Origin of the sequence: Sphingobacterium micropteri, from assembly GCF_014692515.1 — a bacterium.
Taxonomy (GTDB): domain Bacteria; phylum Bacteroidota; class Bacteroidia; order Sphingobacteriales; family Sphingobacteriaceae; genus Sphingobacterium; species Sphingobacterium micropteri.
This window is the reverse complement of the sequence record NZ_JACOIK010000016.1, coordinates 63,570-88,508: the sequence shown is the minus strand read 5'-3', so window position 1 is coordinate 88,508 and position 24,939 is coordinate 63,570. Positions and strand designations below refer to the sequence as shown.

Here is a 24,939-nt window from a genome sequence, read left to right as displayed (position 1 = left end):
ATATAGCCGAATCAAAATAAATCACGTCTAATTACTTTGACAGCATTACCACGCGCCAACTCATAATGATTCTGCCATTGGTTTTGCTGTTGTTCCATGAGTTGCTCTGTCTGCCAGACTAATACTTTTTCCTGCAATCTGGCTAAACAAAGTTTTTTGTTTTCCAACTGCGAGCGTGTATCCATAACCAGTACTTGTAAGCCTGATAGCAAGTGTGTTCCGCGTACGGCTGTTTCAACTTTATTTACGTTTTGCCCACCGGGACCCGATGAACGGCAGGTTTCCAACTTAACATCTTTGGGATCCCATTGCATTAGTGTCTTCACATCGAAGGCGGCAACACCCACAAACCAATTTTTACGCTTGTGGTATCTACGATATGGGCTCTGTGCGATCCATTGTATCGTTCCTACCCATTCTTTTAAAAAGTCATCCAGATTATTGCCTATAAGCATCATAGTGGAAGACAATAGTGTTCCCTTTAATTCGCCAGCCTTATTTTCAAGCACCTGCATTTGAAAGCCTTGTTGTTTGGCCTGTTTCATCATTAAACTTTGCACACAGGCGACAACCCGGCAGCATTCTGCCGGGCCCTTGCCTGATGTAATTTGTATCATAATTTTTTTCATCATTACTCTTTATTCATTCGAACAATACGCGGATAGAATTTACCTTGGATATCAACCAGATCACGTTGTGCAATCATGACGGCGTCAATGTCTTTATATGCCAAAGGATTTTCTTCAACTGTGCCTCCGATTAACGTAACGTCCGCATTGATAAGCATCTTTTTCATGGATGAAACTGTCATGCTATCCTTAGCCTTTTGCCTACTCATCGCACGGCCTGCACCGTGCGATGCGGAATATAGTGCATCGTGGCTTCCTTTACCGGATACGAGGTAAGCTGGTGTTGTCATGCTACCGGGAATAATGCCCAGTTCACCTTTATGGGCCGGTGTTGCGCCTTTACGGTGTATGATCACTTCTTTGCCATCGGACAATTTGCCTTTCCATGCAAAATTATGATGGTTTTCCACGACACAGATTGCCTTTAACCCTAAAGCTTTTAATAGGTTCGAATGGATCCGGTCATGACACGCTTTAGCATAATCACCAGCCAATGTCATAGCAAGCCAGTACTCCTGCCCCGCTTCGCTATTCATGTCTAACCAAGCTAGCTGTTGTGCATGCCGAGGCAACTTACAGCTGTCCATAGCGAGTTTCGTGTAGTGTTTAGCGATGGCAGCGCCTAAACCACGACTTCCCGAATGTGTTAACAATGCTAAGTACCTCCTAGCCGGTAATCCTAGAGCATTATTGGCCAGCATCTCTATTTCACCAAACTCCACAAAGTGGTTGCCTTTTCCGGATGTGCCCAATTGCCTGACAGCTTTACCTCTTAGCGGTTTCAAAAAAGGTATTTCGTTGAATACTGGACTATCTAAAACTTCATGATCCTGCCTGACGTCCAACCCACCCTCCATTCCAAAATGAGTATGGTTTTTTAACGCCTGCTTGATTTGATATGCAAACCTCTTTATAAAACTATCGCTTTCATCAATAATAGAAAGTGTCATTCGGCAACCGATATCCATACCCACTGCGTATGGGATCACCGCGTTATCTGTAGCTAACACACCACCAATAGGTAAGCCAAATCCCATATGCGCATCTGCCATTAAGGCACCTTGTATGCTTACCGGCAACAGGCTAGCAAGTTCCATTTGTTGTTTGGCTGATGGTTCAATGCCCTTACCGCCGTATGTTTTAAAGCATACCGGTTCATCGCGGAGCCCGTAAGCTTTAAATGATACTTCATCGATCTTCCCGATAACTTTCTCGGCTATTTTACGTGTCAGTTCGTTATCCAAAAATGCTTCGGGATCGTTCTTAATATCTTGGAGCAGGTCAAGTATTTCCTGTTTGCTGTGATGTTTGAAATTTTTGGAGACTATCCCAATAACCAGACTTCGTAGCTGATCATTATGATAACCTATCTTACTTAAATCTTTTGTTCTTAAATTGCCCATGTGGGGATATATATTTAAACCCAGAAAAGCCTGATTGAGGCTCTATCTGGAAATGTTTGTAATTTTTGTTGAATTTGATTTTTGATTGCAATTCGTCCTTGTAGAAGGATATACCCTGTTAGGATCGCGCAGCACAATCTAATGAAATTTCAGGCAGGCAAACATTGCATAAGTTAATTACACAACTGCTTAATTCTAAAAAAAGAGGTTTGACTACCTTATTAGGCAATGAGCGAAAGGGACGATATGTAATTTTGCGTTGTCATGATTCCTTGATATTAAAAGATGAATAAATCAAGAATGAGTGCAAAGATAGACAATAATTTAATATTGCGAAAAAAATCTATTTACAGGAATCAGCATTCTTCGCATACGCACTGAACATATCCACACTACGTTCAATAACTATTCTCAAAGTTTTCATAAATGTTGTTTCTTTTGTTTTCATGGGAAAAACAGCTTGATGGCTAAATTTACAAATTTTGTGAGCATCGGGGTAAAAAATGACATTGTGTAGTACCATTTCGAACTACATTAACATTTCCATTAATATTTCGTACTTTTAAAGAAGTAAAGAAAATTATGAATTCCATATATAAAGTAGCTGTGGCACAAAGGATTCTGGTTTGTTCAAAAAGTTGGAAAGATATAATAAGCTATTAAGGATATACGACCGTTTTACACAATAGAGATTAAAAATTTTAACCAAAGCCTCACAATATGAATTTTTTAAATAAATTATTCGGCTCCAAAGCTGAATCACAGAAAGTAGAAAATACGGATTTCTGCATGAATTATATGAATAAATTTCTAATACTTACTTTTACCTGTTTATTGTACATAGCATGTTCATCGGTTCAAGACTGTAAAGAAGGTATTAACCTCCTTCCCATGTATGGCAAATTAACAAAATGCGCAGCGCAAATTAAAAGCGACAACGATTTTTTCGCTTCCGTAGATTCAAAATTCTCAGATAGGAAAACTGCCGCAGTGTCTTACATTGATATGGCTTGGGAATATTTCTATAAAAATGACTTGGAAAGTTCTATGAAAAGATTTAATCAGGCTTGGCTCTTAGATAGTACAAATGCCGATGTTTATTGGGGTTTCGGCAATCTACTGGGAAGACAAAATGAACTGGAAGAATCAATCTATTTCTTTGAGAAATCATTAAAAATAAACCCCTTCAATCCAAGGGTTTATGAATCGCAAGCGACGAGCTATGGACAATTATTTAGCATGGATCAAGATTTAAACACGCTTAATAAAGCTATTGAAAGCTTAAGAAAAGCCAATACTTTAGACAAGGATAATCCGAGAATTTTGGCACAGTTGACAGCTGCGTATTCCTACTTTTATCAAAAAGATAGTGCTAATAAATATTTAAATCTAACCGATAAAATTGATCCACAAGCTGTCCATCCTCAAGTTAGGGAACTGCTGGAACAAAAAAATAAGCGATAATAAAAGTGAAATCAAATTTATGTCTATAACAACTCCAAAACCCTGCACTGAGAAATGGGATAACATGTCTCCTTCTGAACGAGGACGGCATTGTTCTGTCTGTCAAACGGAAGTGGTCGATTTTACGGATTGGAAAACAGACGATATCATAGGATACATCCAAAACACCAACAAAAAGATCTGTGGAAGAATAAACAGGATACCTAACCACAATTGGTTTTGGAAGAGCAAAAGTTATATAAGAGTAGCTGCCAGTTTAATCCTTTCAACCACAATAGGTATCAAATCTACACAAGCAACATTCAAGAGCAACAAAAGTATTGTCGAGATTAATTATATAATACAAGTCGACTCTATAACTATCAAAGGAGTTGTCACAGATCAACAGAATAACCCTTTGGTAGGCGTTCCAATCTCCATAGACAAACAATATCTTTCCTCTACAGATGCTAAAGGACATTTTACACTGAAATTTGCAACAGAAAACAAAGAGGAAGTTTCACTATTTTTTCAATACATTGGCTTTAAAAACAAAATAGTAAGAATAAAGCTAAAAAAAGAGACGATTCGACCGCTCAAAGTGATATTAGACGAGGATATCGTTTACATAGGAGAAGTTATCGTTAAACGACCTAATATCTGGCAACGATTTATTCAATCTTTAAAAAAGAAATGACCCACCATTAGTTATTTACATCATGAAAAAGCTTATTCTCATTCTAATCATGTTTACTTCGACACATTCATTTGCCCAAAGAGCGAAAAATGTGTTCTCAAAGAAATCCACGCCTGTTACAATCAATAAAAGTAGAGACACTTCCTTGCGAGTGATCATAGTTAACAGAGAGAAACAGATACAGCTGCCCGCCTACTTTATTAATGATAGATTTGTACAAAATCTTGGTTCTATCAACCCTGAACAAATAGAAAGCATGAATGTAGTCAAAAGAGATACCCTAATCGAAACGCAAAAATACGCGGCTCAGATCCATATAAAGACTAAAGCGGACTATACTCCAAAATTTATTTCCTTAGCAGAATTGAAAAATAAATATACAAGCTTTAAAGAAATACCTGTAGTATTCATGCTGGACGCAGAGGTGATCAATTCTGATCAAGAAAGCTATTTTGTAGATGAAAATAACCTGTTAACGATAATCGTTGACAAACTGCAAACAAATAATGACAATGTCGAGATAGGATTAATAAAATTATTGACAAAATCCAAAGAGAATATTGATAAAAGAAATACCATTATGATCCGTGGTGAAGGAATAGTGGCGAAATAAAAAATTAGTTTCTGAACATAAGAAAACAACATGAACACAAAAGTATATGACGTGTTCCTTGATGACAAGATTATAGGAACAACAAAATTTGAAAAATCAGATCCTCCTATGGGAGTTATATTTGGGTTGCTAACCTTCATCGACATTGTGTACGGCTACGATTTCATCAAGAATTATTGTACCGAAAACGCCATTCAACTAGTGCACGACTATCCAACGAACAAATTGCTATCAACGGGGACTATATCAAACTTAAAGGTTCTGAATGAGAATGGCATTGAAGTAAAAGGCGGTGAAAATCAGATAAGCGGAATGGATGGCGAATTTGAAATTACCTTGTTAGGTGTATCGTATCCATTCTTCGAAGAAGAGTTTCCTCATCATGTGAAAACGTATAACGAGCAATTTAATAAGTAAAAGGTGGATTTATCTTATATACTGAAACATTGGGGATGTACATTGATCCTGGCTCCTATCCTATCGCAATTAGCCAAAGAGATTGGATTGGGTAATTACGGATGGTTTCTGTCATCTTCATCATTTTTAATTATATATACAAAATACCTACAAGTGTTTTAACGTACTTATTATTTAATAACGTCTAGATTGTAGTATAGCACTTTCCGTTTGACATTCCGGTTACCTTCTTTTTGAACGGTCAAGGAATTCTTGACAATTGAGATAGATTCTAATTCTTCTTCGTTATAGCAGTTATTTATATGTAAGCTGATGTTTTGCTTAGTCTGATTAAACAACAAAGCCATTTGTTGCGCAGTTACTTTTTTTTGGATCGCGACAGTCATAATCCAATTCTTCAGTCTATCTTTATCTCGTTAATTGATCATATTATGAGCTTCGGTATTATTACGTTATTGGCAACTTTTGCGATTATGGGCTGGACTATTGGTCTGGCAAAAAAGAAAGGTGCACACTTCCAAGTTTTGGCAAATGGTGACAAAATGCTTAAAAACCATGTTATTTTTGCGATCCTAGGTTATTTTTTGGGTATATTATTATTGTTCTTTATAGGAATCGGCTTCTATTTTGGCTGAGAAACGAAAGACAATGAAATATGGACTTCTTATATATTTCCTATAGTTGTATTACTGGCTATACTGTACGGCTTCATCCATCTCACCTTTTACTACTACAACCATCGGGTGATTTACAACGCCGAAAGTATTACCTCCTACAATGCATGGGGAACAACAAGTTGCATTAGATGGGAAGATCTAAGAGATGCTGAATTCAATAAAAACATGCAACAGATTCGCCTCTATTCAAAACAAGGGGACCGGATTAAAATGAGCTGTTTCTTATATGGACTTAACGATTTCGAACGGGAATTTACAAGTCACCATCCGTACATGGTACAGCGTATTCTAAACAGATCTTTATTCTGATCTTTGATAAAGAATAAAGAAGGATTTCAAGAAATACTGAAACCTCTTAGATTTAAAAGGAAAACTATAATTTAATTTAGCGCTACTTTTCTAATCGCAGAAACTTAATGGTAATACCCAACTGCCCTAAATGATAAAGGTCATGATGGATAAGCCCCTCGATGAGATATTTAAAACTTTCATTATTGCGATAGCGCTTATCAAGAAATGTATCGTCGTTTTCCGCTAAAATTTCAATAAGCGTATACAAACTTTGGAAAAAATCATTCTTTAAATTCTGCCATCCAATTTCCATTAACTCATCATTCGTCCGCCAATTTTCAGGGCTGTTTATTGTTAATTTGGCATCCAGATTTTTTAATTTCCGTATCGCTTCTAGCCTCCATACTAATACATGGGAAATGAGTTCAGCAACACTATGCAGTTCTGGCAAGGGTCTTTTGAAAACTTTATCCTCTGCGACGCTTCCAATCTTCTTTTCGAAATTTTCATCTAACCAATTTTCTTGCCCCTGTAAGTCTTCCAGTTGCAAAATAATATTTTGAATCATGATATAGCTCATGGAACTAAAGATAGGATTTTATAGGGTATCTTCCTAGAGTCAACCGCGGGCAGCACAGAATACTGCAACAGCGTGTCGCAGTATCTACGCCAATCCGTTTTTACACCATTCTTTCCTATTTCCATTTGCTAACGTGTTCTACCTGGTCATCCAATTGGGATAGTAAAGATTTAACACGGGATTTAACCAATACCTGACGGCCGATGAGCGTACGTGTAAAAATTAATTCGCCCTGACCTACATAATTATTCCACTGTTTTTCAAAATATTCAGCTAACATTTTGTTTCGACCAAAAATTTCAGGTACAGCATGATAATCACGTTGATTTAAAAACGTCATGAATTTACTTTTACGAATAATAATATAACGTGGATTATCTATCGGGCTAATAATCTCTTCCAGGGTATGAATGAAGATTGATTTTTCAAACGTTGATCCACCTTCTAAATGACAGAAGACAGCTCCATGTTCATCCATCGAGGATTCTACTGTCAGCTTGGTGCGTTCCGTATGTACAGCATTTGCTTCGATCAGACACATAAGCACGGCATCACCAATGTTTTTCATATCTTTAGCAATATCACGGTAACTAACATATACTCGAAGTGCTTTGAATGAGCGATATCCAAAAAGAAGAAAGCCAATCACGCCGATGATACTTAAGACAACGTATGCATCATGAAAGGTTTTGATCCATCGTTGTGCCCGCAACACGATCTCTAAGACCGTTTCCATATATATCACTATACCGCTAGCTAATGTTCCTGTGAAATTGGCAATCGTTTTTTGCAAATGAACGGATTTTACAGTCTGGTATCCCCCCTCTTCATAAAAAGGAACTTTAATTTCTTCAACTAAGTTAATACCCGATTGAAGACCTTTTTCCCACCGCAGGCGTAAATCCTGCCGGTTACCGGCCAGCGTCAGGTTTTGTTGATTAAGGCTGGGTATATCCGCTTGGCTTAAGGGCCCGTCGACGGTCATGATCCGTCTGATCCCATTTTCAATCACGATTGGTTCGTCGTTCGAAACACCGACAAAACTTCGAAAACGTCTCCGTAATAGTTGAAAGTCGTCACCACCATTAGCGATCGTTTGATCTATACAGGCTAAATGCCAAATATTTCCGGTTTTGGCTGGATTGCCGCTTTGCGTTCGAATAGCACGACCCCGCATCTGATTAGAGGACACAAACGAACCGACAAAACTTGCTAGAATGAGTGAGTTGATCGCTGGAGCATCCCAACCTTCCCCGAGAAGAGATTTTGTACCGATCAGTACTTCAATATCCCCACGTTGAAAAATTTGGGTGATAATATGAATAATATCGTGTTTCAACTGCTCATTTTGTTGAATGATCACGTAGCTGTCGTCGAAGGGAACCGGAGAAAAGGTAAGTTGCTGATGTCCATACCTCTTGGCTTTTTCCTCAAAAATAGCTAAAGCTTGTTGTGGAATGACAATCAGTGATCCGGTCATAACCCCTAATTTCAGATCGCTAATCTGCTCTCTTCGAAGCATTTCAAAAATAGGGATAACACCCATTTTCTTGATTTCAATCGTATTGGTGAACGAATTAGGAAAATACTCCTTCCGGATATAATCCGACAAGATAACCATTCGAAGGTCCTTGTCTAATTTTTCATATTCGAACGATACGATTTCTTTTATTCCTTCCAGTTTACTAATACTGGACGTTAAATGCGTGGTTACTCGTTTACTCTTACTAAAACTGACCCTTCTACCAGCAATCAAACCATTGCGACGGAGTCGGTTCTCTAAAGTGGTACGATGTTCTGTATAAGGATCGAAATGTACTTTCTCCTTAAACAGATAGAATTCCAGCAGACACGCCATCCATTCGTAGTCCAAATGCGGAATATCGAATTCGCTTGCACCAATAATTTTTAGATGATCTTCGGAAATAGGGCGGCTGTTGCCATGCAGAAAGATGAGACTAGCTGAATACAAAGAGATATCTTCATAAATAACTTCTAAATGTTGCGTTGGGTTCAGCCAGAGGGGATGGGATTCAATGGCTGTAAGCAGCGTTTCATCTTGTCTGAGTTCATTAAAAAAGCGTTGGGCATTTTCTCTGAAGTCATGAATGATAATATTTTCCGCACTGGAAGGCGTGGTGAGATAGATATAATCCTGATGGGGGCATAAGTCCCCTTCCACCACGAGTTCAGGAACCGAAATCTCTGTATCAACAGGCCCGTTTAAGGTGATATAACGATGCCATTCCAAAGGAGTGACGTCATAGGGAGGTGTAGCGGTTAATCCGACGATCACGGGATTTAACGTATCTTTTAAACGAATTAACGTTTGCCACCACTCATTCTTTAGATGATGTGCTTCGTCCACCACGATGGTCTTTACACCAACCTGTTTCAAGCCTTTAATAATTTGATTGATGTTGCGGTTGTGGTTACGGCTACGCCGAAGTACGGTGGTGGCTTCTTCCTCAGCTTCGTTGTCGTCGGCGTCTATTTCATTTTCTGAAGTCTTTACATGATTGCAGGCACTATGGAGACCCTGATATGTTACGACCGTTAAGAACTTAGGTTGTCGTATATCTCTGGAAATCCATTCGGGAACTTCGGATGTTTGGAGAAATAATTCGCAAAACCGCTGGATCCATTGATTGCGAATGGCTAAGGTCGGCGCGAGAATTAAAGTGGGTTGGTTGATCCGAATAGCGACCTCTAAGCCTAACACTGTTTTTCCTGATCCCGGTGGAGCTACAATGTGAAGATGCCTGTCAGTAAGATGTGAACGCAGTTCGTCAAGTACACGTTGTTGATATTTTCGCCAAGGATATTTGAATAGAATGTCTTGTGGAAACGAAGTCAATGTATATATTATTAAGGATTTCGTCGTTGAAAATAGCAAATCCGAATGGAAGTATCAAGGGTACAATCAATCGGAAAGTTATTTCCCATTCTCCTTTACCGATAATTTTCCGACAACCACCGAGGAATAACCTACATCCCCCTAATTAATATTAGATAACCAAAAACAACGGTCTACTTTTAAAAATACAAGTGTTTGTATTTTGCCTTTTTTAGTACTGTTTTTAATATCTTTTTATTTAAATCCTTAATGATGAAAATTTTAGTAATTACCCTATTTTCTATTTTGGCAATGGCTCCTTTTGGACGATCAAATGCGCAAATCACAGCGACAATAAAGGGACTCGGCAATGACACGGTTTATATTTGGAAATATCCTTTGGCGAATATCGAGGACATGCATAAAGACACATTGATAGCGAACGACAATATGTTCACCTATCCAGTATCCACCGAGCCCACAGCTTATGCAATAATTCCGCATAAAGCGGTATATAAAAGAAGTGGTGGCAGTTTTTACGTTGCTCAAACAAAATTTATCGAACTTTTTAGCCGTCCAGATGAACAGATCACTATCGAAGGTCAACTCGAAGAGCGCTATCTTGATTATCAAACTTCGGGGAATGATGTTAGCCAAAAATTGGCGCAGTTCCGCACATCTTACAAAACCGCTAGTATAGACGCTGTTAAAATTGAGCTCAAAATGGATTCTATACGAGAAAATGGCGGAACCGAGGATCAAATCAACGAACTATTCCGTACCAGACAGCAGTATTTTGGTAAAATTTCCCAAGCCAAAACAGATTATGTAAATGATAATTTTGATCAAGATTTGTCGGCATACCTTATTTCTAGATTTTCGCTGGAGAAGTTTGCTACGTATTATCCGAAACTAACAGCAGACATTCGGAACGGAATATTCCGGGACGTCCTTGAAAACGCCTACAGAAACTATCAAAAATTTAGCGCTGTAAAATTAGCGGAGGAAAACTTGAACATAGGGAATGATGCAGCGCATTTCGAATTAAAAGATAACAATGGCAAAGACGTCTCGCTGTCGGATTTCGAAGGAAAAATAATAGTTCTTGATTTTTGGGGAACGTGGTGTCATCCGTGTCTAGCGGAAATCCCTAAATTGAAATCTTTTTATGAAGAAAACAAGAAAAATATAGTCTTAATAGGGATTGCATGTAATCAAAAAAGGGAAGAGTGGAATGCAGCTATAAAAAACTACAGCCTGGAATGGCCCCAATTAATAAATTCCGACAAAGATGATGTCGCTATAATGTATGGTATCAGTACATATCCTACGAAGATCGTGATTGATAAAAATTTGAAAATAGTTAAAAAATTTGTAGGTGCAACAGAAGATTTTTTCGCCGAAACACAGGATTTAATAAAGTGAGATAGCCGTTGCCGAGTTGCTTGATAAGAAGTATAGATTTATATAAGTTACTTCATGTTCAATTTCTGTAAACGTTCTTTTGCTGAAGGAATGACATCATCATCTTCTTCATAATTTTCAATCACACTTTGCAATGTACTCTTCGCCTGCATATTGTTACCTTTAACAGAATAGGTATCTGCAAGCAGGAGGAAGCTCTTGGCCACCCAGTAGTCTTGTGCACCCATATTGTTAATCACATCAAAGGCTGTTTCTTGGGCTTTGTCGTATTCTTTGTTTTTATACTGCAATTGCCCCATGCGGTACCGTGCCTCTGCGCCTACTGCCGTTTGGCTCTTGAGCGCCGCCAGATTCAGTTCCTTCATGGCAGAAGCCACATTTCCTTCCCGCAATATGGCCCGCGCACTGTACAAGTGCGCCTTGGCAATGTCTTCCTCAGATGACCGGTCGTAATTCTTGATCAACTTCGCGTACTTGGCCACCTGATCCAAGTCACCGATTTCGAAATAACAAATCATCAGGTTAGTTACCGCGTAGTTATAGTTTTCTTTATATTCTGAAGTAAGCTCTAGTTTTTTGAGATGCACGATGGCTTCGTTGTATTCCTTCAAGTTTAGGTATAGCGCGGCCACGGTCAGTAAGGTGCTCTCCGTATACTTGCTCGTCCAGTCGTTCAGGATGATGTTCAGGTCGTGTAGCGCTTCTTTTGGATGCCCAGTACGGTACAAACTCACCCCACGGATATAACGCGCATGTTTTTCTTGTATTGGTTTCGGAAATTTATCAAAGTATGCATTGATTGCTTCCACAGCCCCTTCATATGCCCCCTTGGCAAACAAGGAGTGGGCTACTCCGAAAGTAAAGTTATCCTGTTCCGCGGCACTCAGATTACTGATATTGGCGCTGGTCGCGTAATGAATATAACTCGAAGCATCGCCTTGATCCAGATAAATATTTTCAATGGAACGCAGCGCTTGTCTTGCTTCATCAGTTGTAGCGTGTTGCTCCACCACTTTCTGGAAGGAGGCCTTCGCCGCTTCGGTGTCACCTTTATTGTATTGGACAAGCCCAATGGTCATCAACGCCCGGGGAACATAGCTGCTTCGGGGGTATTGTTCGATCATCCGCTGCAGCCCTTCAATGGCGGTATCGTAATCTCCCGTAGTGAAATACGTATACGGGACCTCAAAGGCCACGTCATCCGCATAGTTCGAACCGGGGAATCGCTCCACAACAGACCACAGTGTGCTGAGCTTGGTTTCGTTGTCACCCTGCAATCCATAGATAATACCGCGCTGGAACAACGCATAGTCCTGATTGGGAGCTTTACGGTTGATCAGCTGATCGTAATATTTGTTGGCTCGGACGTAATCGCGTATGGACAAATACGAATCACCGAGACGCGCGATCACGTCATGACGCACATTTTCGTCTATCGAATGTCCATCGGTCGCCAAAAAACGCTCAAAGTAATCAGCTGCCATGGCAAAACTATTATTGCGAAACGCCGCATATGCCAGACCATAGTTCGCATAATTGTAAACATTGGTGTTTCGTGCAACGGGCAATCGAAGGAATCGGGAAAAGTTTTCCACCGCCTCCTTGTACTTGCGCACTTCGTACATCGCCTCTGCTTTCCAATATGTGGCCAACGCCGCCATTTCCACATCGATCGGGAATTTTTCCGATCTCATAAACATAGATATACTATTTTCGAAGGCACGCTCATTATAGAACTCCAGTGCACGGTAATACGTTGCTTTTTGATAGGTTACATCGGCTTCGTGGTTCCTTTTGTTTAACGATTCCAGCATACTTACTCCCGCATGAAAATTACTCGTACCCAACAAAACATCTACGGATAACGTTTCCGCACTCTCCTGTTTCTTGCCATCACGATCACTATCCGCATATTTCTTCGCGATATAACCTTGGAGTACTTCTAGGGCAACTTGGGCGGAGTCTAGTTCATGTAGGACTTTGGCGTAGTTATACAACGCTATCATTTTCAATTCTGGATCGAGATTCATTCGCGACGCGTTAAGAAAAGCATTCCGCGCACGTTCTTTATCACCAGTCTCTATACCAATATTGCCCAACGTAATTATTGCGCCCTGATAAAAGGCATCCGATTTTTCCAAACTCTCCAAAATAGAGGTCGCTCTTGGATACTCTCCTGCACGGTAGGCCAAATAACTAATTCGGTAATTGTCGATATTGTTACGTGAGGCGTTGGGATTCCGTTTAAGAAGTTCATCATTGTAGGCTTGTTTAAAACCATTTCTTGAAAAATACGTTGCAGCGGCGATCTGCTGCAGCTCACGCTCAATCGCTTCCTTGTTGAGGCCCATATCCGGGCTTCGGCGGACCTTTACGGCATCGGCCAGCATCGGTCGGTAATCACGTACAACATCGATGGAATCCATAAATGTAGTTTGCTTTTCCTGCCGTTCCTCACTAGGTTGTCGCGTGTCTTTCTGTTGTTTATCCCCTTCCTGCGCATACCCCATAATCAGCAAAGCTGAAAACACCCCGGTAAGCAGGTATTTCAGGTCGTTATAGCTGATGCTTTCTTTCAGTATCATTGTTCGTCCGTATTTCTGAATTTTTCCAAACGTTGCTTCGCTCAAGAGATAATATGGCAATTTTCTCCTAACTAGCTATAGTCAAAACTAAAGAATTCCATTCAATTATGTGAATCGTCAGCAAAAAATGGATGCTAAAAGGTAATTTATACGCTAGTATATATCACATTTTCGTCATTTAAAATTTGTTAAATTTACCCTCATTATGTTTTATCTTTGATCTGAATATCGCAAACAATTTCAATATAATATGAGATGAAACAAAAAGCAATCTCCATTCGCCCATTCATTGGAACAAAAGATTTTGATGAGTCGAGAAAGTTTTATAATGAGATAGGATTTCGAGAAATAGTATTAAGCCCCGTCTTATCTTTATTTAAATGGCAAGGACTGGGCTTTTATTTGCAGAAAGCCTATGTAAAAGATTGGGTAGATAACACGATGATTTTCTTTGAGGTAGAAGATGTTAGTCTTATCTGGAAAGAATTAGTCTCTCTCGATCTCCGTGAAAAATACAATGGTGTGAAATTAGTACCAATCCGCGAAGAGTCTTGGGGGCGGGAGTGCTTTTTGCATGACCCTTCTGGAGTGCTTTTACATTTTGGGGAGTTTTCCTAAAATATTAAACCGTTTATTATGAAACCCATTTTATTAAACATCTTTTTGATTTTAATCAGCCATTTAGTTTTTGCTGAAGTTCCTTTACGGCTGGCCGTCGCTGGGTTAAGTCACGGACACGTAGACTGGATTTTTAACCGAGAAGACAAAAAGGATGTGGTTGTAATCGGCATTTATGAAACCAATCCCGAGTTGATTGATCATTATGCCAAACGATACCAGCTAGATAAAGCTCTTTTCTTTACGGATTTGGAGGAAATGTTGGATGAGCTAAAACCGGCCGCTGTGTCGGCATTCGGCGCTATTAATGAACACATTTCTGTTGTACGTGCATGCGCACCGCGAAAGATCCATGTGATGGTGGAAAAACCGTTGGCGACGACCGTAGCGGATGCCAAAGAGATAAAAGAGCTCGCCGAACGATATAAGATACATGTTCTGACAAATTTTGAAACATCGTGGTACGAAAGCAATCAGCAGATCAAAGAAATGTTAGCGAAAGGTCAATTGGGGGAAATACGAAAAGTGATGGTGAATGACGGACATCAAGGGCCAAAGGAAATCGGGGTGAGCAAAGAATTCTTGGAGATACTGACCGATCCGGCAAAAAATGGAGCGGGCGCATTAGTGGATTTTGGATGCTATGGCGCCAACCTGATGACATGGTTGATGAACGGCGAGCGACCTCTTTCGGTAACGGCCGCAGTACATCAAAATAAACCCAACATCTACAAAGAGGTGGACGATGAAGCAACCATCATTCTACAATATCCAAACGCGCAATGTCTGATTCAAGCCTCATGGAATTGGCCATTTTCTAGAAAGGACATGGAAGTATATGGCACCAAAGGTTATGCTATAGCACCTGATGCAACAACCTTACAACACCGCTTGTCGGGCAACAATAAAGAAGAAAAGACGCAACTTCCTGCAAGAGCGGCTCCGTTTGATGATCCATTTTCTGTATTGGCCGCGGTAGTGAATGGTTCTTTAGCGTTGGAGAAACTTGATCTTTATGAATTAACCATTAATTGCATCGTTGTCGAAATCCTCGATGCGGCCATGCAATCGGCAAAACAAAAACGAACTATATTCTTAAAATAATACAAAAGCGCGTAATAATCCATAATAACACCGATAACATCAGTAGATAAAAAATAAATAGTAATTTTATGAAAAAACTGCACAAAACGTGATAAACGCCTTCATCATTGGAGTAATGAAAAATTATGCACAGAGGTATCAGGATTCATGACAGCAACTATTCTGGCAGTGAGATAATAATAAATGATGCTTATTATTATATACTGATATTAAAACAGGTAAAAGGGCTAGCAATCAATGTAGTGAATTATAATATTTCGGATTGTTGCATTTTATTTCTATCACCATTCCAATTAGCAAGACTTCAAATAAACGAGCATTCAAGGGTTCACATGTTGCACTTCCACGCAGATTTTTATTGCATTGAGTATCACAAAAAAGAAGTAGCATGTAATGGTGTATTGTTTAATAATATTTTTGAGCAACCGTTTATTCACGCGTCTCCAAATTTTAGCGACGAAGTGTATCAGTTATTTGAGCGAATAGCGCATCTTCAAACATCAAATGAATCATATGATTCATCCATCATGAAATCTTACCTGCAGCTTATTTTAGCGATTTGCAACAAGGAAATGTTTCTTCAACGAAGAAAATATACGAACGCAGCTATCCATTCATTATCCGAATTTCGAGATTTAATTAATGAGAATTTTATTCGGCATCGAACAGTTCAGTTTTATGCAGATTATTACAAAATGAGTATATCAACTTTCGGCAAGCGGGTCAAGACTGAATATAGCAGAACACCTCTTGAACTGATACAAGAGCGATTGATCTTAGAAGCAAAAAAACTTTTGCACCTAACCTACAAAAGTGTAAAAGAAGTAGCATCTGAATTGGAATTTCAAGATGTATTCTACTTTAGCAGATTCTTTAAGAAACATGTTGGGGTATCACCTAAAAAGTTTAGAGACAAAGTAGGAATAGCAGAGGTTGCAAAAAAGTCCATATAATTTATGAAGTTGTCCATTTTTAATCGTTTACATTAAACATAATTTAGCCTTGTACAAATTAGTTAGTAAACATGAAAACTTTGTTAGTATTCTTCGAGCGTTCCAATGCATATTTCGTTAATTTCTTACGTATATCAATTTTTGTGGTGACCGTATGGATTGGAGGATTAAAAGCTTTCCAATATGAAGCAGATGGTATTGTTCCATTTGTTACTAATAGTCCATTCATGAGTTTCTTTTATACTAAATCGGAAGCTATGGGAATTAATAAGGATGGGCTTTTAGTAAAACAATATCAACTGCACAAAAATCCGGAGGGTTTAGTCGTACGTAAGAATATTGAATGGCATAAGGAAAACGGCACGTATGTATTCTCTTACGGATTAGGAACCCTAATTTGTGTCATCGGTATGCTAGTTCTGCTTGGAATATGGTTCCCTAAGGTTGGGTTTTGGGGAGGGATATTGACTTTTGGAATGTCAATTATTACGCTTTCATTTTTGATTACTACCCCCGAAGTTTATGTACCCAATTTAGGTGGAGATTTTCCGACACCGCAATTTGGATTTCCGTACTTATCGGGCGCGGGGCGTCTCGTTTTAAAAGACATCATAATGATGGCCGCGGCATTAATTATCGTATCCGATTCAGCTCGAAAATGGTTGAAATATATTTAAAATACAAATACCTTGACAACACGCCGTTGGAATTGAGTGGAACCGACATCCGAATTTCCATAGGGATGCTCTCTACATACCATTATTTTTCATAATTTTATTGCATGGAAAAACAACCGAACAACCCTTTACATGGCAAGCGGCTCGATACGATTATCGAAGAACTGTTAACGTACTATGGCGGTTGGAAAGCGCTGAGTCAAGAGATACGGATTAATTGTTTCGTTGACAATCCGAGTCTAAAATCGTCGCTGACTTTTTTAAGAAAAACACCTTGGGCTCGTAAGAAAGTTGAGGATCTATATCTCGCGACTTTTCCGAAGCAATAGTGCCAGGAAGGTGTGGCGGTTAACCCCACGATCACTGGATTTACTTTTCAGCAATTTCTTTCAACTTATTCAAAGCATTGGGATAAGTGTTGTTGAAATAATCGAGATATTCGTCTATCATATCCATATCTACTGTTACGGTTGTAATGTCATTGTTCTCTCGAAAGCTGTAATTTTCGTGCCCGCCTGACCATTTTTCCAGTTGCTCACCCGTAGTTACTTCGGTATCACCATCCAAAAAGCCATAGTGACGAATGGAAACAAACTCAGCGGGTCTGTGTTCTACGATTTCCGAAACCATTCCACCTTTTTTTCCGTTTTCGTCTGTGCCGACGAAATGGATTTTACTCCCTTTATCCCAACTTCCTTCATATGTAGAAGTCGGATTAAATGCCGACGTCCAGTGTTCGTAGGTCGACTTATCATTTAAACCCAACATCGCTTCATATACTTTTTGAGCCGATGCGTTAATTTCTTTTGTGAATTGCAGTTTTTTCATCGCTTTATGTTTTAGTTATCAACCTCTTTTTCTAATCAATTATCTATTTACAAGTATATAAAGATTTCTCTTACTTAAAATTGCCCCAGGACAAGAATATAAGTATATTTATAATCCATCTACACGGATAAAACAATGGTACAATTCTTCAAGGAACTCTTCGATTATAATCTCGAATGCAACCAAATATTGGCACAGGCGATAGTCTCTCAACAAGAGCAACTACCCGAAAAGGTCATCAGCTTATATAGTCACATACTTAACGCGCACCAGATATGGAACAATAGGATTGATCCGAAAGCAAAGACCTTCGGTGTATGGCAGGTCCACGACACGGGTGAGTTCATAAGTCTGGATTTAACGAACTATAGGCATTCGTCAAGTATTATAGAGAGCACGGACCTCAACCAAACTATAAATTACAAAAACAGTACAGGACAACATTTTACCTCTACTATCCGGGACATTATTTTCCATATTATCAACCATTCTACTTATCACCGCGCACAGATTGCAACGGAGTTCAGGCAGAGTAATCTGGATCCGTTGATGACAGACTATATTATGTTCAAGAGATAGTTTGATTTCGTACACAAACTGGATGAAACCATTATGAAAGCAGCCCTTCTCCTATTACATGCACGCAGGAACATAGCGGAAGGTTATAGTGTTTCCAAGAAAACTTTATTGTTAAAAAGAAACGAAAACTGGTTATAAATGACGCACATCTTCGTACCTTGTAATCGGCTTTTCTATGAATAAACAAAATATGATCATTGGTTTAGATATCGGTACATCCTCTACAAAAGCAATAGCGTTTGACCATGGGGGGACAATCATTACACAATATAGCGTAACATATCCTATTTTATCTCCACAAACTGGTTATTTTGAGCAAGATCCGACGCAAATTTACGAAGCTTGTGTCCGCTCAGTTTCGGAAGTTATGGATGCTGTAAACAATTGTAAACAGGAACATCGCTTAGAAGGTATAGCTGTAAGCAGTGCTATGCATGGGCTTATCGCCATGGATGAGCAAGGGAATCATCTTACCAATTGTATTATTTGGGCAGATACACGTAGTCAAGATATTGCAGATAACTTAAAAGGAACACCCGCAGGCCAGAACCTATTCCGACAAACAGGTACGCCCATACATCCAATGTCTCCATTATGCAAACTAATGTGGATGAATAAGCATATACCAACTGTCTTTAACGAAACCCACAAGTTTATTGGCATAAAAGAATACCTATTTTTCCGACTGTTCCATGCATATGTCATAGATTATTCTATCGCTTCGGCTACGGGTCTATTAGATATCCATACGCTGCATTGGAGTAAACTAGCGCTTTCAGAGGTCGGAATAACAGATAAACACCTATCCTCATTAGTCTCTGTTGATTATGTAATAAAAGTAGAGGATGAAGCGATAGCGCAGCGATGGAAAATTCCCGTAGGCACACCTTTTGTGATTGGTGCGAGTGACGGGTGCCTCGCCAATTTGGGTGTGGGCGCAACCAAGCCCGGCGTAGCCTCCCTGACAGTAGGAACCAGTGGCGCTATACGAGTAATGACAGATCACTCCAATACGGACGCTAAAGAACGTGTTTTCAGTTACATCCTTCGTCCCGGTGAATTTGTGGTGGGTGGTGCTATCAATAATGCGGGAGTTGTCCGAAACTGGTTTAAAGATCAGTTTATGCCCGAACTTTCGCAGCCATCGTTAGGTACGGATTCCTCTGCTTTATTTGATGACGAAATCACATCCGTCCCTCCTGGTTCGGACGGATTAATCTTTCTACCTTATCTGACGGGGGAACGTGCTCCATATTGGGATGCAAAGGCAAAAGGTCTTTACTTTGGAATCCAGCTTCAGCATCGTAAAGCACACTTTGCGCGCGCGATGATTGAAGGGATGCTATTTGCATTGTATAACGTTGGAATCGCATTGGAAGAAACAACACAACCGATAGAAACTATTTATGCAAGTGGTGGCCTAGCACGTTCCGTGCTCTGGGTTCAAATGCTGGCAGACGTATTTAATAAACCCGTATTTGTAAAAGAGAATGTAGAAAGTTCGGCTTGGGGAGCGGCTATCGTAGGAATGGAAGCACTTGGTATAAATGGGGCATACCTATCGCCCAATACAGTTGACACGTACAGTAAACGATATCTTCCGGATGAGAATAACCATCGCATTTACATGGAGAACTTTCAGAAATTTGAACGTCTCTACCTTAAGTTGAAAGAAGAATTTTAAACATCTAATAACTGTATTATGCCTTTGATGATTGTTTTTGGTGGAATCATTTTACTGTTACTATTAATAACGGTAGTAAAGCTTAATTCGATAATTTCTTTACTGCTTACGTCGATGGCAGTTGGTTTCGCTATGGGAATGGATGGGACATCCATTATGAAGTCTGTAGAAGTTGGCGTGAGTAGCACAATGGGCCAGTTGGCGCTAATACTTGCGTTCGGCGCAATTTTAGGAAGGCTGCTTGCTGATGGCGGAGCAGCACAGAAGATAACCGATGTTTTGACGAGGGTGTTTGGCGTCCGAAATCTCCCATGGGCGATGGTATTAACGGGATTCCTCGTGGGAATTCCTCTCTTTTATAATGTAGGCTTTATCGTGTTGGTTCCATTTGTTTTTATGGTATGTCGGTCGAACAAACTTCCTTTGCTTTACGTGGGTATCCCCTTACTTGCAGCACTTTCTGTCACGCACGGCTACCTGCCACCGCATCCTGGAGCAACAGCTATTGCGATCATATTTCAGGCAGATATTGGGTTAACAATGATCTATGGAATGATTGTCGCGGTACCGGCTATTATTATAAGTGGCCCACTTTTTGGACGCTTCTTGAAATCTATACCCACCAATCCACCGGAAGAATTATTTACTCCTAAATCCAGAATTCAGACCGCTTCACCTGGATTTGCTGTAAGTATTTTCACTGGACTATTTCCCGTATTTCTCATCGCATTGGGATCATTTGGATCGCTGTTTCTGCCCGAAAATCCCCGTATCTTGAAGGTCATACAATTCCTAGGGGATCCCGTATTTGCATTACTTTTAGCGGCTCTATTGGCTATGTATACGATGGGCATAAGACAGGGTAAGAGTTTGAAGCAGCAGGCGGAGAGCATTGAAGATGCTCTCCGGGGTGTGACGATGATACTATTTATTATTGGAGCATCCGGTGTGTTTAAGCAGGTGCTTGTGGACAGTGGTCTAGCCCAATATATCACGGAAATTACCGCTGACCTTACGCTATCACCATTGGTTTTGGCTTGGGCAATTGCCGCTATTATACGTCTAGCTATTGGATCGGCTACTGTGGCGGGGCTTACGACAGCCGGAATTATGCTACCCATCCTCGAGTCTTCCCATAGCAGCCCCGAACTCATGGTGCTGGCAACTGGTGCAGGAAGCCTCATGTTTTCGCATGTAAATGATACCGGTTTCTGGATGTTTAAAGAATACTTTGGTTTATCTATGCGGGATACTTTCCTATCGTGGTCTATTATGGAAACATTGGTTTCTGTTATTGGCTTATTTGGCGTTTTACTCTTGAACTGGTTTGTTGGTTAGGTGTTGATTTATTCGGTCTTACCGTGCAACCTATTTCGATAGAAAACACCCCAATTTGCAATTTCATCTATGATCGGCTCCATCGTTTTCCCATATTCCGTGACTTCGTATTCGACCGTTATCGGCTTAGTGTCAACGACAGTCCTCGTTACAAGCTGGTTCATTTCTAAATCTTGCAATTCTTTGGAAAGCATTTTAGCGGCAATACCATCAATCTCTCGTAAAAGATCCATAAATCGCATTTTTCCACCTTGCAAAAGCGTTCCCAGGATATGAATTTTCCATTTACCGGACAAGACTTGCATCGTGTCCGTTATCGCCGTTATTCTAACCTTACATTCTAAGGACTTCGTAACTGTTTTCCTCTTTATCATGTTGGAGTTTTATTTTTTTCAAAAATAAACAAATGAATATTACTTACCAATTGGAAACTAGTTTCCAATTGGTAAGTAATGCATTTTTTAAACCGACCTTATATTACCTTTGCAGCGCTATTTAGAGATCAATAAACAGTAAAATAAAAAATGAGAAAACTATCAGCTTTAACAATCGTTGCCGCATTAGCATTGGCGGCTTGTGGAGGTAACTCCAACGGAGACAAAGTACAGACATCAACAGCGCAAGAAGTTGCAACGGAAAAAGGTACCGTATTTTATCTTGATCGTGCAAACAGCTCCATAAAATGGAAAGCTTACCATAAAGGTGGTTTTGATCCGCGATTTGGAACATTGGAGAGCGAAGGAAGCCTGACCCTCGAAAATGATGCGATTGCGAGTGGTAAATTTATCATAGACATGAATTCGTTGCGTACGGATGAAAATGCTGTAGATGCAGCGAAAACGGGCGGAAAGACGGCTGCAGATTTAGATGGGCATTTAAAAAACGAAGATTTTTTCGAAGTTGAAAAATATTCTACATCGAAATTGGAAATCACGGCTGTAAGACCTTTTGATCCTACAAAAGATAAAAGTGTACTAGCGGATGCAACAAACGTTATTAGTGGTAATCTAACCATTAAGGAAAAAACGGTAAATATATCTTTCCCAGCTAAAGTGTCCATCCGTGAAAACGAGGTGAATGTACAATCGAAATTTAGCATTAATAGACAGGATTGGGGCCTTACTTACGGAACAGATGGTGACCCTAAAGATTGGATGATTTCACAAGAGGTTGACTTAGAATTTGATATCACCGCTAAAAAATAAATATAGCTCTTCACCACTAAGCAAAAATTCTTAGTGGTGAAAACAGGAGAGGCAGACATGTTACGACGTGTTTGCCTCTTTTTTGTTTTATAAACTCAAGTTGTTTATGTTGTAATATTATTTATATTTGTTCTAAATTACATCAAATGCCTTTTTTATTTGCTATTATAGGTTGCTTTTTTTTGTACAGAACTTCAAAATATTTTCCTGCTGGAATCATTTTGTTAAAAAGACCAATTCGGCCTCAAAATAGGTATCTCAAAATCATTGGTTCGTTTTTTCTGCTAGCATCTGCTGTATTATCTACCATAGTATATGGTCTGGGAACCGGGCTTTTCATTTTTTTTGCCGCCGTCATGTTTAATTTCTGTTTTATGATGATCGTACTCCCCTTAAACAGAAAATGGGTATATCTAGTGGCGGGAATTTGCTTGGCATTAATTGTATTCGAAAATATTCTTTGATATGCCGGCGGACAAAAAGCATCTTTCAAGTACAGGGCAGAGAATATTGAAAATTACTGCCGGCATTTTGGGCGGATATTTTGTCTCCGTACTCTTGCATAATGCCATAGGATCAATCTTAGAAGACAAAGATGGTTTGATTGTAACCTCTGCCTTTACGTCGTTTTTAGTCTGGTCGTTTCTTCTGGTAATTGCCTTTCTCGCCAAGAACGGTTGGAAGGTATGGGCGGTCTATATGCTGCTTATCTTGATTTTCATAGGTATAATATTTTTAAATAAATAGGCGTATGAGATTAAAACCTTTAAAACCGAGGATGTATAACGCAATATTCCATACACATACCGTTTCGGGTATCGTGATCAGTTTTGCATTATATGTTATTTTTTTTGCGGGAGCGATTTCCTTATTTATGAATGAATTATACCGTTGGGAAAATCCAGAGGCGAGATTCGAAAGTATCAACCCCGAGATGGTTGATTATGACCAGATAACCTCTATTGTCCAACAAAAAGTAGAAGGGTTTGATATCACTTCGCAATTCGGAATGATGCCGCCGACAAAAACCAATCCGTTGATGCTGTTTTACGGAACCATCAAGCATTCGGACGGAAAAAAGGAACGTTTTTCAACGTACATCAACCCGACAACACACGAAATAACGCCGCCCAACAAGCCTAAAACGCATATGGCCCATACCCTTTATGAACTACATTACTTCGGTCAGATTCCAATTGTCGGAGGTTACTTATCGGGGTTGGTGGCTTTCTTTTTTATTTTTGCGACCATTACAGGACTGCTTATCCATTGGAAAAACATGGTGAGCAAGTTCTATAGCTTTACGAGCAAAGGCAAATGGAAGCAAATCTGGACAAACAGCCATATTTCCCTGGGTTTTATAACGTTGCCGTTTCAACTGATTTACGCCGTGACTGGTGCTTTGCTCTGCCTATCTATATTTCTCCTCGCACCGAGCGCTTTTTTGATGTTCGACGGAGACACCAGTCAGGTACTGAAAGCTGTAAACCCCGAGGCGAGTTACCGGCATGATCAAAATGCTAAAACATTGCACGACTACACTTCCTTAAATAATATATACGCAAAAGTAAAATCAGCAAATCCTGAAGTTGAGATCACATATCTATATGCTAACAATTATACGAAGGAAGATGGTACCGTCAGTGCGAGAACAGATGATCGTCTTGGCATCGCGGGTGACGGACTATTCATTTATAGCGGCAAAGATGGCAGATTACTGCAATCGGTAGATCCGGAAGAAAAAACGTACACCTCTGCTGCGTTTGGTGTTTTAGTGAAATTGCATTATGCAAATTTTGGAGGACCGCTAATGAAAATTATCTATTTCTTTCTTTCCGTCGTCACCTGCTATGTTATTATAAGCGGCGTTATGATCTGGCAAACAGCACGGGACAACGATCGCTATACCGCCAAACAGAAAAAATTCCATCACCGTATTACGAAGTTTTATCTGGCAATTACCTTATCCATGTTTCCTGCATTAGCCCTTATTTTCCTAGCTAATATTTCCGTACCGATGGACGTGCCCGACAGAGCGGAATTAATCAATACGATATTTTTCCTAGGATGGCTCCTGCTTACCATTTTAGGTTTATTTTGGAACGAGTATCGACAACTGAACCGGAACTTCATCTTAATCGGTTGTATTTTGGGACTATTGGTGCCAATTGCTAATGGTGTATTTACAGGTGACTGGCTATGGAAAACGCTCCTATCGGGACAATATTATGTATACGCTGTAGACGCTATCTGGCTGATTACCGGTCTATTTGGCATACTTATCTATAAAAAATATTTGTCAAATCAGCCGTCGAAAGTTATAGCATAATTTTTAGTTTTTTTCGTTTATTTAGAAT

At 39.6% G+C, this 24,939-nt stretch carries 23 protein-coding genes; 16 read left to right on the top strand and 7 right to left on the bottom strand.

The genetic code is table 11. The features are described 5' to 3' along the window. Positions 1-11 precede the first annotated feature (11 nt). Complete coding sequence (gene prfH, locus H8B06_RS19000; RefSeq protein WP_223857789.1) at positions 12-617, bottom strand: peptide chain release factor H; 606 nt, start codon at positions 615-617, stop codon at positions 12-14. 14 nt (positions 618-631) lie between these two features. Beyond that, complete coding sequence (locus tag H8B06_RS18995) at positions 632-2,032, bottom strand: RtcB family protein (protein WP_190995777.1); 1,401 nt, start codon at positions 2,030-2,032, stop codon at positions 632-634. A gap of 720 nt (positions 2,033-2,752) precedes the next feature. On the opposite strand from H8B06_RS18995, the gene H8B06_RS18990 reads away from it, so the two are divergent. The 5 genes from H8B06_RS18990 (at position 2,753) to H8B06_RS18970 (ending at position 5,837) form a co-directional block, all read left to right on the top strand. Then, positions 2,753-3,496, top strand: coding sequence for a tetratricopeptide repeat protein (locus tag H8B06_RS18990; protein ID WP_223857782.1), 744 nt, complete (start codon positions 2,753-2,755; stop codon positions 3,494-3,496). A 19-nt stretch (positions 3,497-3,515) separates the two neighbouring features. Continuing rightward, positions 3,516-4,172, top strand: coding sequence for a carboxypeptidase-like regulatory domain-containing protein (locus tag H8B06_RS18985; protein ID WP_190995776.1), 657 nt, complete (start codon positions 3,516-3,518; stop codon positions 4,170-4,172). Between the two features lie 22 nt (positions 4,173-4,194). Then, on the top strand, positions 4,195-4,785 hold the full coding sequence (locus H8B06_RS18980; RefSeq protein WP_190995775.1) for a hypothetical protein: 591 nt from the start codon (positions 4,195-4,197) through the stop codon (positions 4,783-4,785). A 30-nt stretch (positions 4,786-4,815) separates the two neighbouring features. Continuing rightward, positions 4,816-5,202, top strand: a complete 387-nt coding sequence (locus tag H8B06_RS18975; protein ID WP_190995774.1) for a hypothetical protein — start codon at positions 4,816-4,818, stop codon at positions 5,200-5,202. A gap of 431 nt (positions 5,203-5,633) precedes the next feature. Continuing rightward, positions 5,634-5,837, top strand: coding sequence for a hypothetical protein (locus tag H8B06_RS18970; protein ID WP_190995773.1), 204 nt, complete (start codon positions 5,634-5,636; stop codon positions 5,835-5,837). A 433-nt stretch (positions 5,838-6,270) separates the two neighbouring features. Here the strand turns inward: H8B06_RS18970 and H8B06_RS18965 are convergent, their stop codons facing one another. After that, the gene (locus tag H8B06_RS18965) at positions 6,271-6,750 is read right to left on the bottom strand and encodes a DinB family protein (protein WP_190995772.1); all 480 of its coding nucleotides are present in this window, start codon (positions 6,748-6,750) and stop codon (positions 6,271-6,273) included. A gap of 115 nt (positions 6,751-6,865) precedes the next feature. Further along, positions 6,866-9,607, bottom strand: coding sequence for a DEAD/DEAH box helicase family protein (locus tag H8B06_RS18960; protein WP_190995771.1), 2,742 nt, complete (start codon positions 9,605-9,607; stop codon positions 6,866-6,868). Between the two features lie 249 nt (positions 9,608-9,856). Between H8B06_RS18960 and H8B06_RS18955 the strand changes: the two genes are divergently transcribed. Then, a complete protein-coding gene (locus tag H8B06_RS18955; protein WP_190995770.1) occupies positions 9,857-11,011 on the top strand; it encodes a TlpA family protein disulfide reductase in 1,155 nt (384 codons plus the stop codon). A gap of 47 nt (positions 11,012-11,058) precedes the next feature. Here H8B06_RS18955 and H8B06_RS18950 read toward each other — a convergent pair whose 3' ends face one another. Further along, positions 11,059-13,596, bottom strand: coding sequence for a tetratricopeptide repeat protein (locus H8B06_RS18950; protein ID WP_190995769.1), 2,538 nt, complete (start codon positions 13,594-13,596; stop codon positions 11,059-11,061). A gap of 255 nt (positions 13,597-13,851) precedes the next feature. On the opposite strand from H8B06_RS18950, the gene H8B06_RS18945 reads away from it, so the two are divergent. The 5 genes from H8B06_RS18945 (at position 13,852) to H8B06_RS18925 (ending at position 17,277) form a co-directional block, all read left to right on the top strand. Then, a complete protein-coding gene (locus tag H8B06_RS18945; RefSeq protein WP_190995768.1) occupies positions 13,852-14,214 on the top strand; it encodes a VOC family protein in 363 nt (120 codons plus the stop codon). A gap of 18 nt (positions 14,215-14,232) precedes the next feature. Next, the gene (locus H8B06_RS18940; RefSeq protein ID WP_190995767.1) at positions 14,233-15,318 is read left to right on the top strand and encodes a Gfo/Idh/MocA family protein; all 1,086 of its coding nucleotides are present in this window, start codon (positions 14,233-14,235) and stop codon (positions 15,316-15,318) included. A gap of 125 nt (positions 15,319-15,443) precedes the next feature. Beyond that, positions 15,444-16,271 carry a helix-turn-helix domain-containing protein gene (locus H8B06_RS18935; RefSeq protein WP_190995766.1) on the top strand — a complete coding sequence of 276 codons (828 nt, stop codon included), beginning with the start codon at positions 15,444-15,446 and terminating at the stop codon, positions 16,269-16,271. A 71-nt stretch (positions 16,272-16,342) separates the two neighbouring features. Continuing rightward, the gene (locus tag H8B06_RS18930) at positions 16,343-16,948 is read left to right on the top strand and encodes a DUF417 family protein (RefSeq protein WP_190995765.1); all 606 of its coding nucleotides are present in this window, start codon (positions 16,343-16,345) and stop codon (positions 16,946-16,948) included. Between the two features lie 104 nt (positions 16,949-17,052). After that, positions 17,053-17,277: a VF530 family protein gene (locus tag H8B06_RS18925; protein WP_190995764.1), complete on the top strand. Its 225-nt coding sequence runs from the start codon at positions 17,053-17,055 to the stop codon at positions 17,275-17,277. Positions 17,278-17,317: 40 nt separating this feature from the next. Here the strand turns inward: H8B06_RS18925 and H8B06_RS18920 are convergent, their stop codons facing one another. Continuing rightward, on the bottom strand, positions 17,318-17,776 hold the full coding sequence (locus H8B06_RS18920; RefSeq protein WP_190995763.1) for an SRPBCC family protein: 459 nt from the start codon (positions 17,774-17,776) through the stop codon (positions 17,318-17,320). A gap of 135 nt (positions 17,777-17,911) precedes the next feature. On the opposite strand from H8B06_RS18920, the gene H8B06_RS18915 reads away from it, so the two are divergent. The 3 genes from H8B06_RS18915 (at position 17,912) to H8B06_RS18905 (ending at position 21,377) form a co-directional block, all read left to right on the top strand. Next, positions 17,912-18,355 carry a DinB family protein gene (locus H8B06_RS18915; RefSeq protein WP_190995762.1) on the top strand — a complete coding sequence of 148 codons (444 nt, stop codon included), beginning with the start codon at positions 17,912-17,914 and terminating at the stop codon, positions 18,353-18,355. A 175-nt stretch (positions 18,356-18,530) separates the two neighbouring features. After that, positions 18,531-20,039, top strand: a complete 1,509-nt coding sequence (locus tag H8B06_RS18910; protein ID WP_223857781.1) for a gluconokinase — start codon at positions 18,531-18,533, stop codon at positions 20,037-20,039. Positions 20,040-20,057: 18 nt separating this feature from the next. After that, positions 20,058-21,377: a gluconate:H+ symporter gene (locus H8B06_RS18905; RefSeq protein WP_190995761.1), complete on the top strand. Its 1,320-nt coding sequence runs from the start codon at positions 20,058-20,060 to the stop codon at positions 21,375-21,377. A gap of 8 nt (positions 21,378-21,385) precedes the next feature. Here H8B06_RS18905 and H8B06_RS18900 read toward each other — a convergent pair whose 3' ends face one another. Next, positions 21,386-21,751 (bottom strand): winged helix-turn-helix transcriptional regulator, encoded by a 366-nt coding sequence (locus H8B06_RS18900; protein ID WP_190995760.1) that lies wholly within the window; start codon positions 21,749-21,751, stop codon positions 21,386-21,388. Positions 21,752-21,901: 150 nt separating this feature from the next. On the opposite strand from H8B06_RS18900, the gene H8B06_RS18895 reads away from it, so the two are divergent. Continuing rightward, the gene (locus H8B06_RS18895; RefSeq protein ID WP_190995759.1) at positions 21,902-22,582 is read left to right on the top strand and encodes a YceI family protein; all 681 of its coding nucleotides are present in this window, start codon (positions 21,902-21,904) and stop codon (positions 22,580-22,582) included. A gap of 778 nt (positions 22,583-23,360) precedes the next feature. Next, positions 23,361-24,911 (top strand): PepSY-associated TM helix domain-containing protein, encoded by a 1,551-nt coding sequence (locus H8B06_RS18890; RefSeq protein WP_190995758.1) that lies wholly within the window; start codon positions 23,361-23,363, stop codon positions 24,909-24,911. Positions 24,912-24,939: the final 28 nt, after the last annotated feature.

What these genes read in the sequence shown, in the direction of transcription:
- H8B06_RS18930 (WP_190995765.1), top strand. Translation starts at nt 16,343, where the DNA reads ATGAAAACTTTGTTAGTATTCTTCGAGCGTTCCAATGCATATTTCGTT.
- H8B06_RS18990 (WP_223857782.1), top strand. Translation starts at nt 2,753, where the DNA reads ATGAATTTTTTAAATAAATTATTCGGCTCCAAAGCTGAATCACAGAAA.
- H8B06_RS18935 (WP_190995766.1), top strand. Translation starts at nt 15,444, where the DNA reads ATGCACAGAGGTATCAGGATTCATGACAGCAACTATTCTGGCAGTGAG.
- H8B06_RS18985 (WP_190995776.1), top strand. Translation starts at nt 3,516, where the DNA reads ATGTCTATAACAACTCCAAAACCCTGCACTGAGAAATGGGATAACATG.
- H8B06_RS18945 (WP_190995768.1), top strand. Translation starts at nt 13,852, where the DNA reads ATGAAACAAAAAGCAATCTCCATTCGCCCATTCATTGGAACAAAAGAT.
- H8B06_RS18915 (WP_190995762.1), top strand. Translation starts at nt 17,912, where the DNA reads ATGGTACAATTCTTCAAGGAACTCTTCGATTATAATCTCGAATGCAAC.
- H8B06_RS18940 (WP_190995767.1), top strand. Translation starts at nt 14,233, where the DNA reads ATGAAACCCATTTTATTAAACATCTTTTTGATTTTAATCAGCCATTTA.
- H8B06_RS18900 (WP_190995760.1), bottom strand. Translation starts at nt 21,751, where the DNA reads ATGATAAAGAGGAAAACAGTTACGAAGTCCTTAGAATGTAAGGTTAGA.
- H8B06_RS18975 (WP_190995774.1), top strand. Translation starts at nt 4,816, where the DNA reads ATGAACACAAAAGTATATGACGTGTTCCTTGATGACAAGATTATAGGA.
- H8B06_RS18965 (WP_190995772.1), bottom strand. Translation starts at nt 6,750, where the DNA reads ATGAGCTATATCATGATTCAAAATATTATTTTGCAACTGGAAGACTTA.
- H8B06_RS18955 (WP_190995770.1), top strand. Translation starts at nt 9,857, where the DNA reads ATGATGAAAATTTTAGTAATTACCCTATTTTCTATTTTGGCAATGGCT.
- H8B06_RS18995 (WP_190995777.1), bottom strand. Translation starts at nt 2,032, where the DNA reads ATGGGCAATTTAAGAACAAAAGATTTAAGTAAGATAGGTTATCATAAT.
- prfH (WP_223857789.1), bottom strand. Translation starts at nt 617, where the DNA reads ATGATACAAATTACATCAGGCAAGGGCCCGGCAGAATGCTGCCGGGTT.
- H8B06_RS18910 (WP_223857781.1), top strand. Translation starts at nt 18,531, where the DNA reads ATGAATAAACAAAATATGATCATTGGTTTAGATATCGGTACATCCTCT.
- H8B06_RS18895 (WP_190995759.1), top strand. Translation starts at nt 21,902, where the DNA reads ATGAGAAAACTATCAGCTTTAACAATCGTTGCCGCATTAGCATTGGCG.
- H8B06_RS18890 (WP_190995758.1), top strand. Translation starts at nt 23,361, where the DNA reads ATGTATAACGCAATATTCCATACACATACCGTTTCGGGTATCGTGATC.
- H8B06_RS18920 (WP_190995763.1), bottom strand. Translation starts at nt 17,776, where the DNA reads ATGAAAAAACTGCAATTCACAAAAGAAATTAACGCATCGGCTCAAAAA.
- H8B06_RS18980 (WP_190995775.1), top strand. Translation starts at nt 4,195, where the DNA reads ATGAAAAAGCTTATTCTCATTCTAATCATGTTTACTTCGACACATTCA.
- H8B06_RS18925 (WP_190995764.1), top strand. Translation starts at nt 17,053, where the DNA reads ATGGAAAAACAACCGAACAACCCTTTACATGGCAAGCGGCTCGATACG.
- H8B06_RS18970 (WP_190995773.1), top strand. Translation starts at nt 5,634, where the DNA reads ATGAGCTTCGGTATTATTACGTTATTGGCAACTTTTGCGATTATGGGC.
- H8B06_RS18950 (WP_190995769.1), bottom strand. Translation starts at nt 13,596, where the DNA reads ATGATACTGAAAGAAAGCATCAGCTATAACGACCTGAAATACCTGCTT.
- H8B06_RS18905 (WP_190995761.1), top strand. Translation starts at nt 20,058, where the DNA reads ATGCCTTTGATGATTGTTTTTGGTGGAATCATTTTACTGTTACTATTA.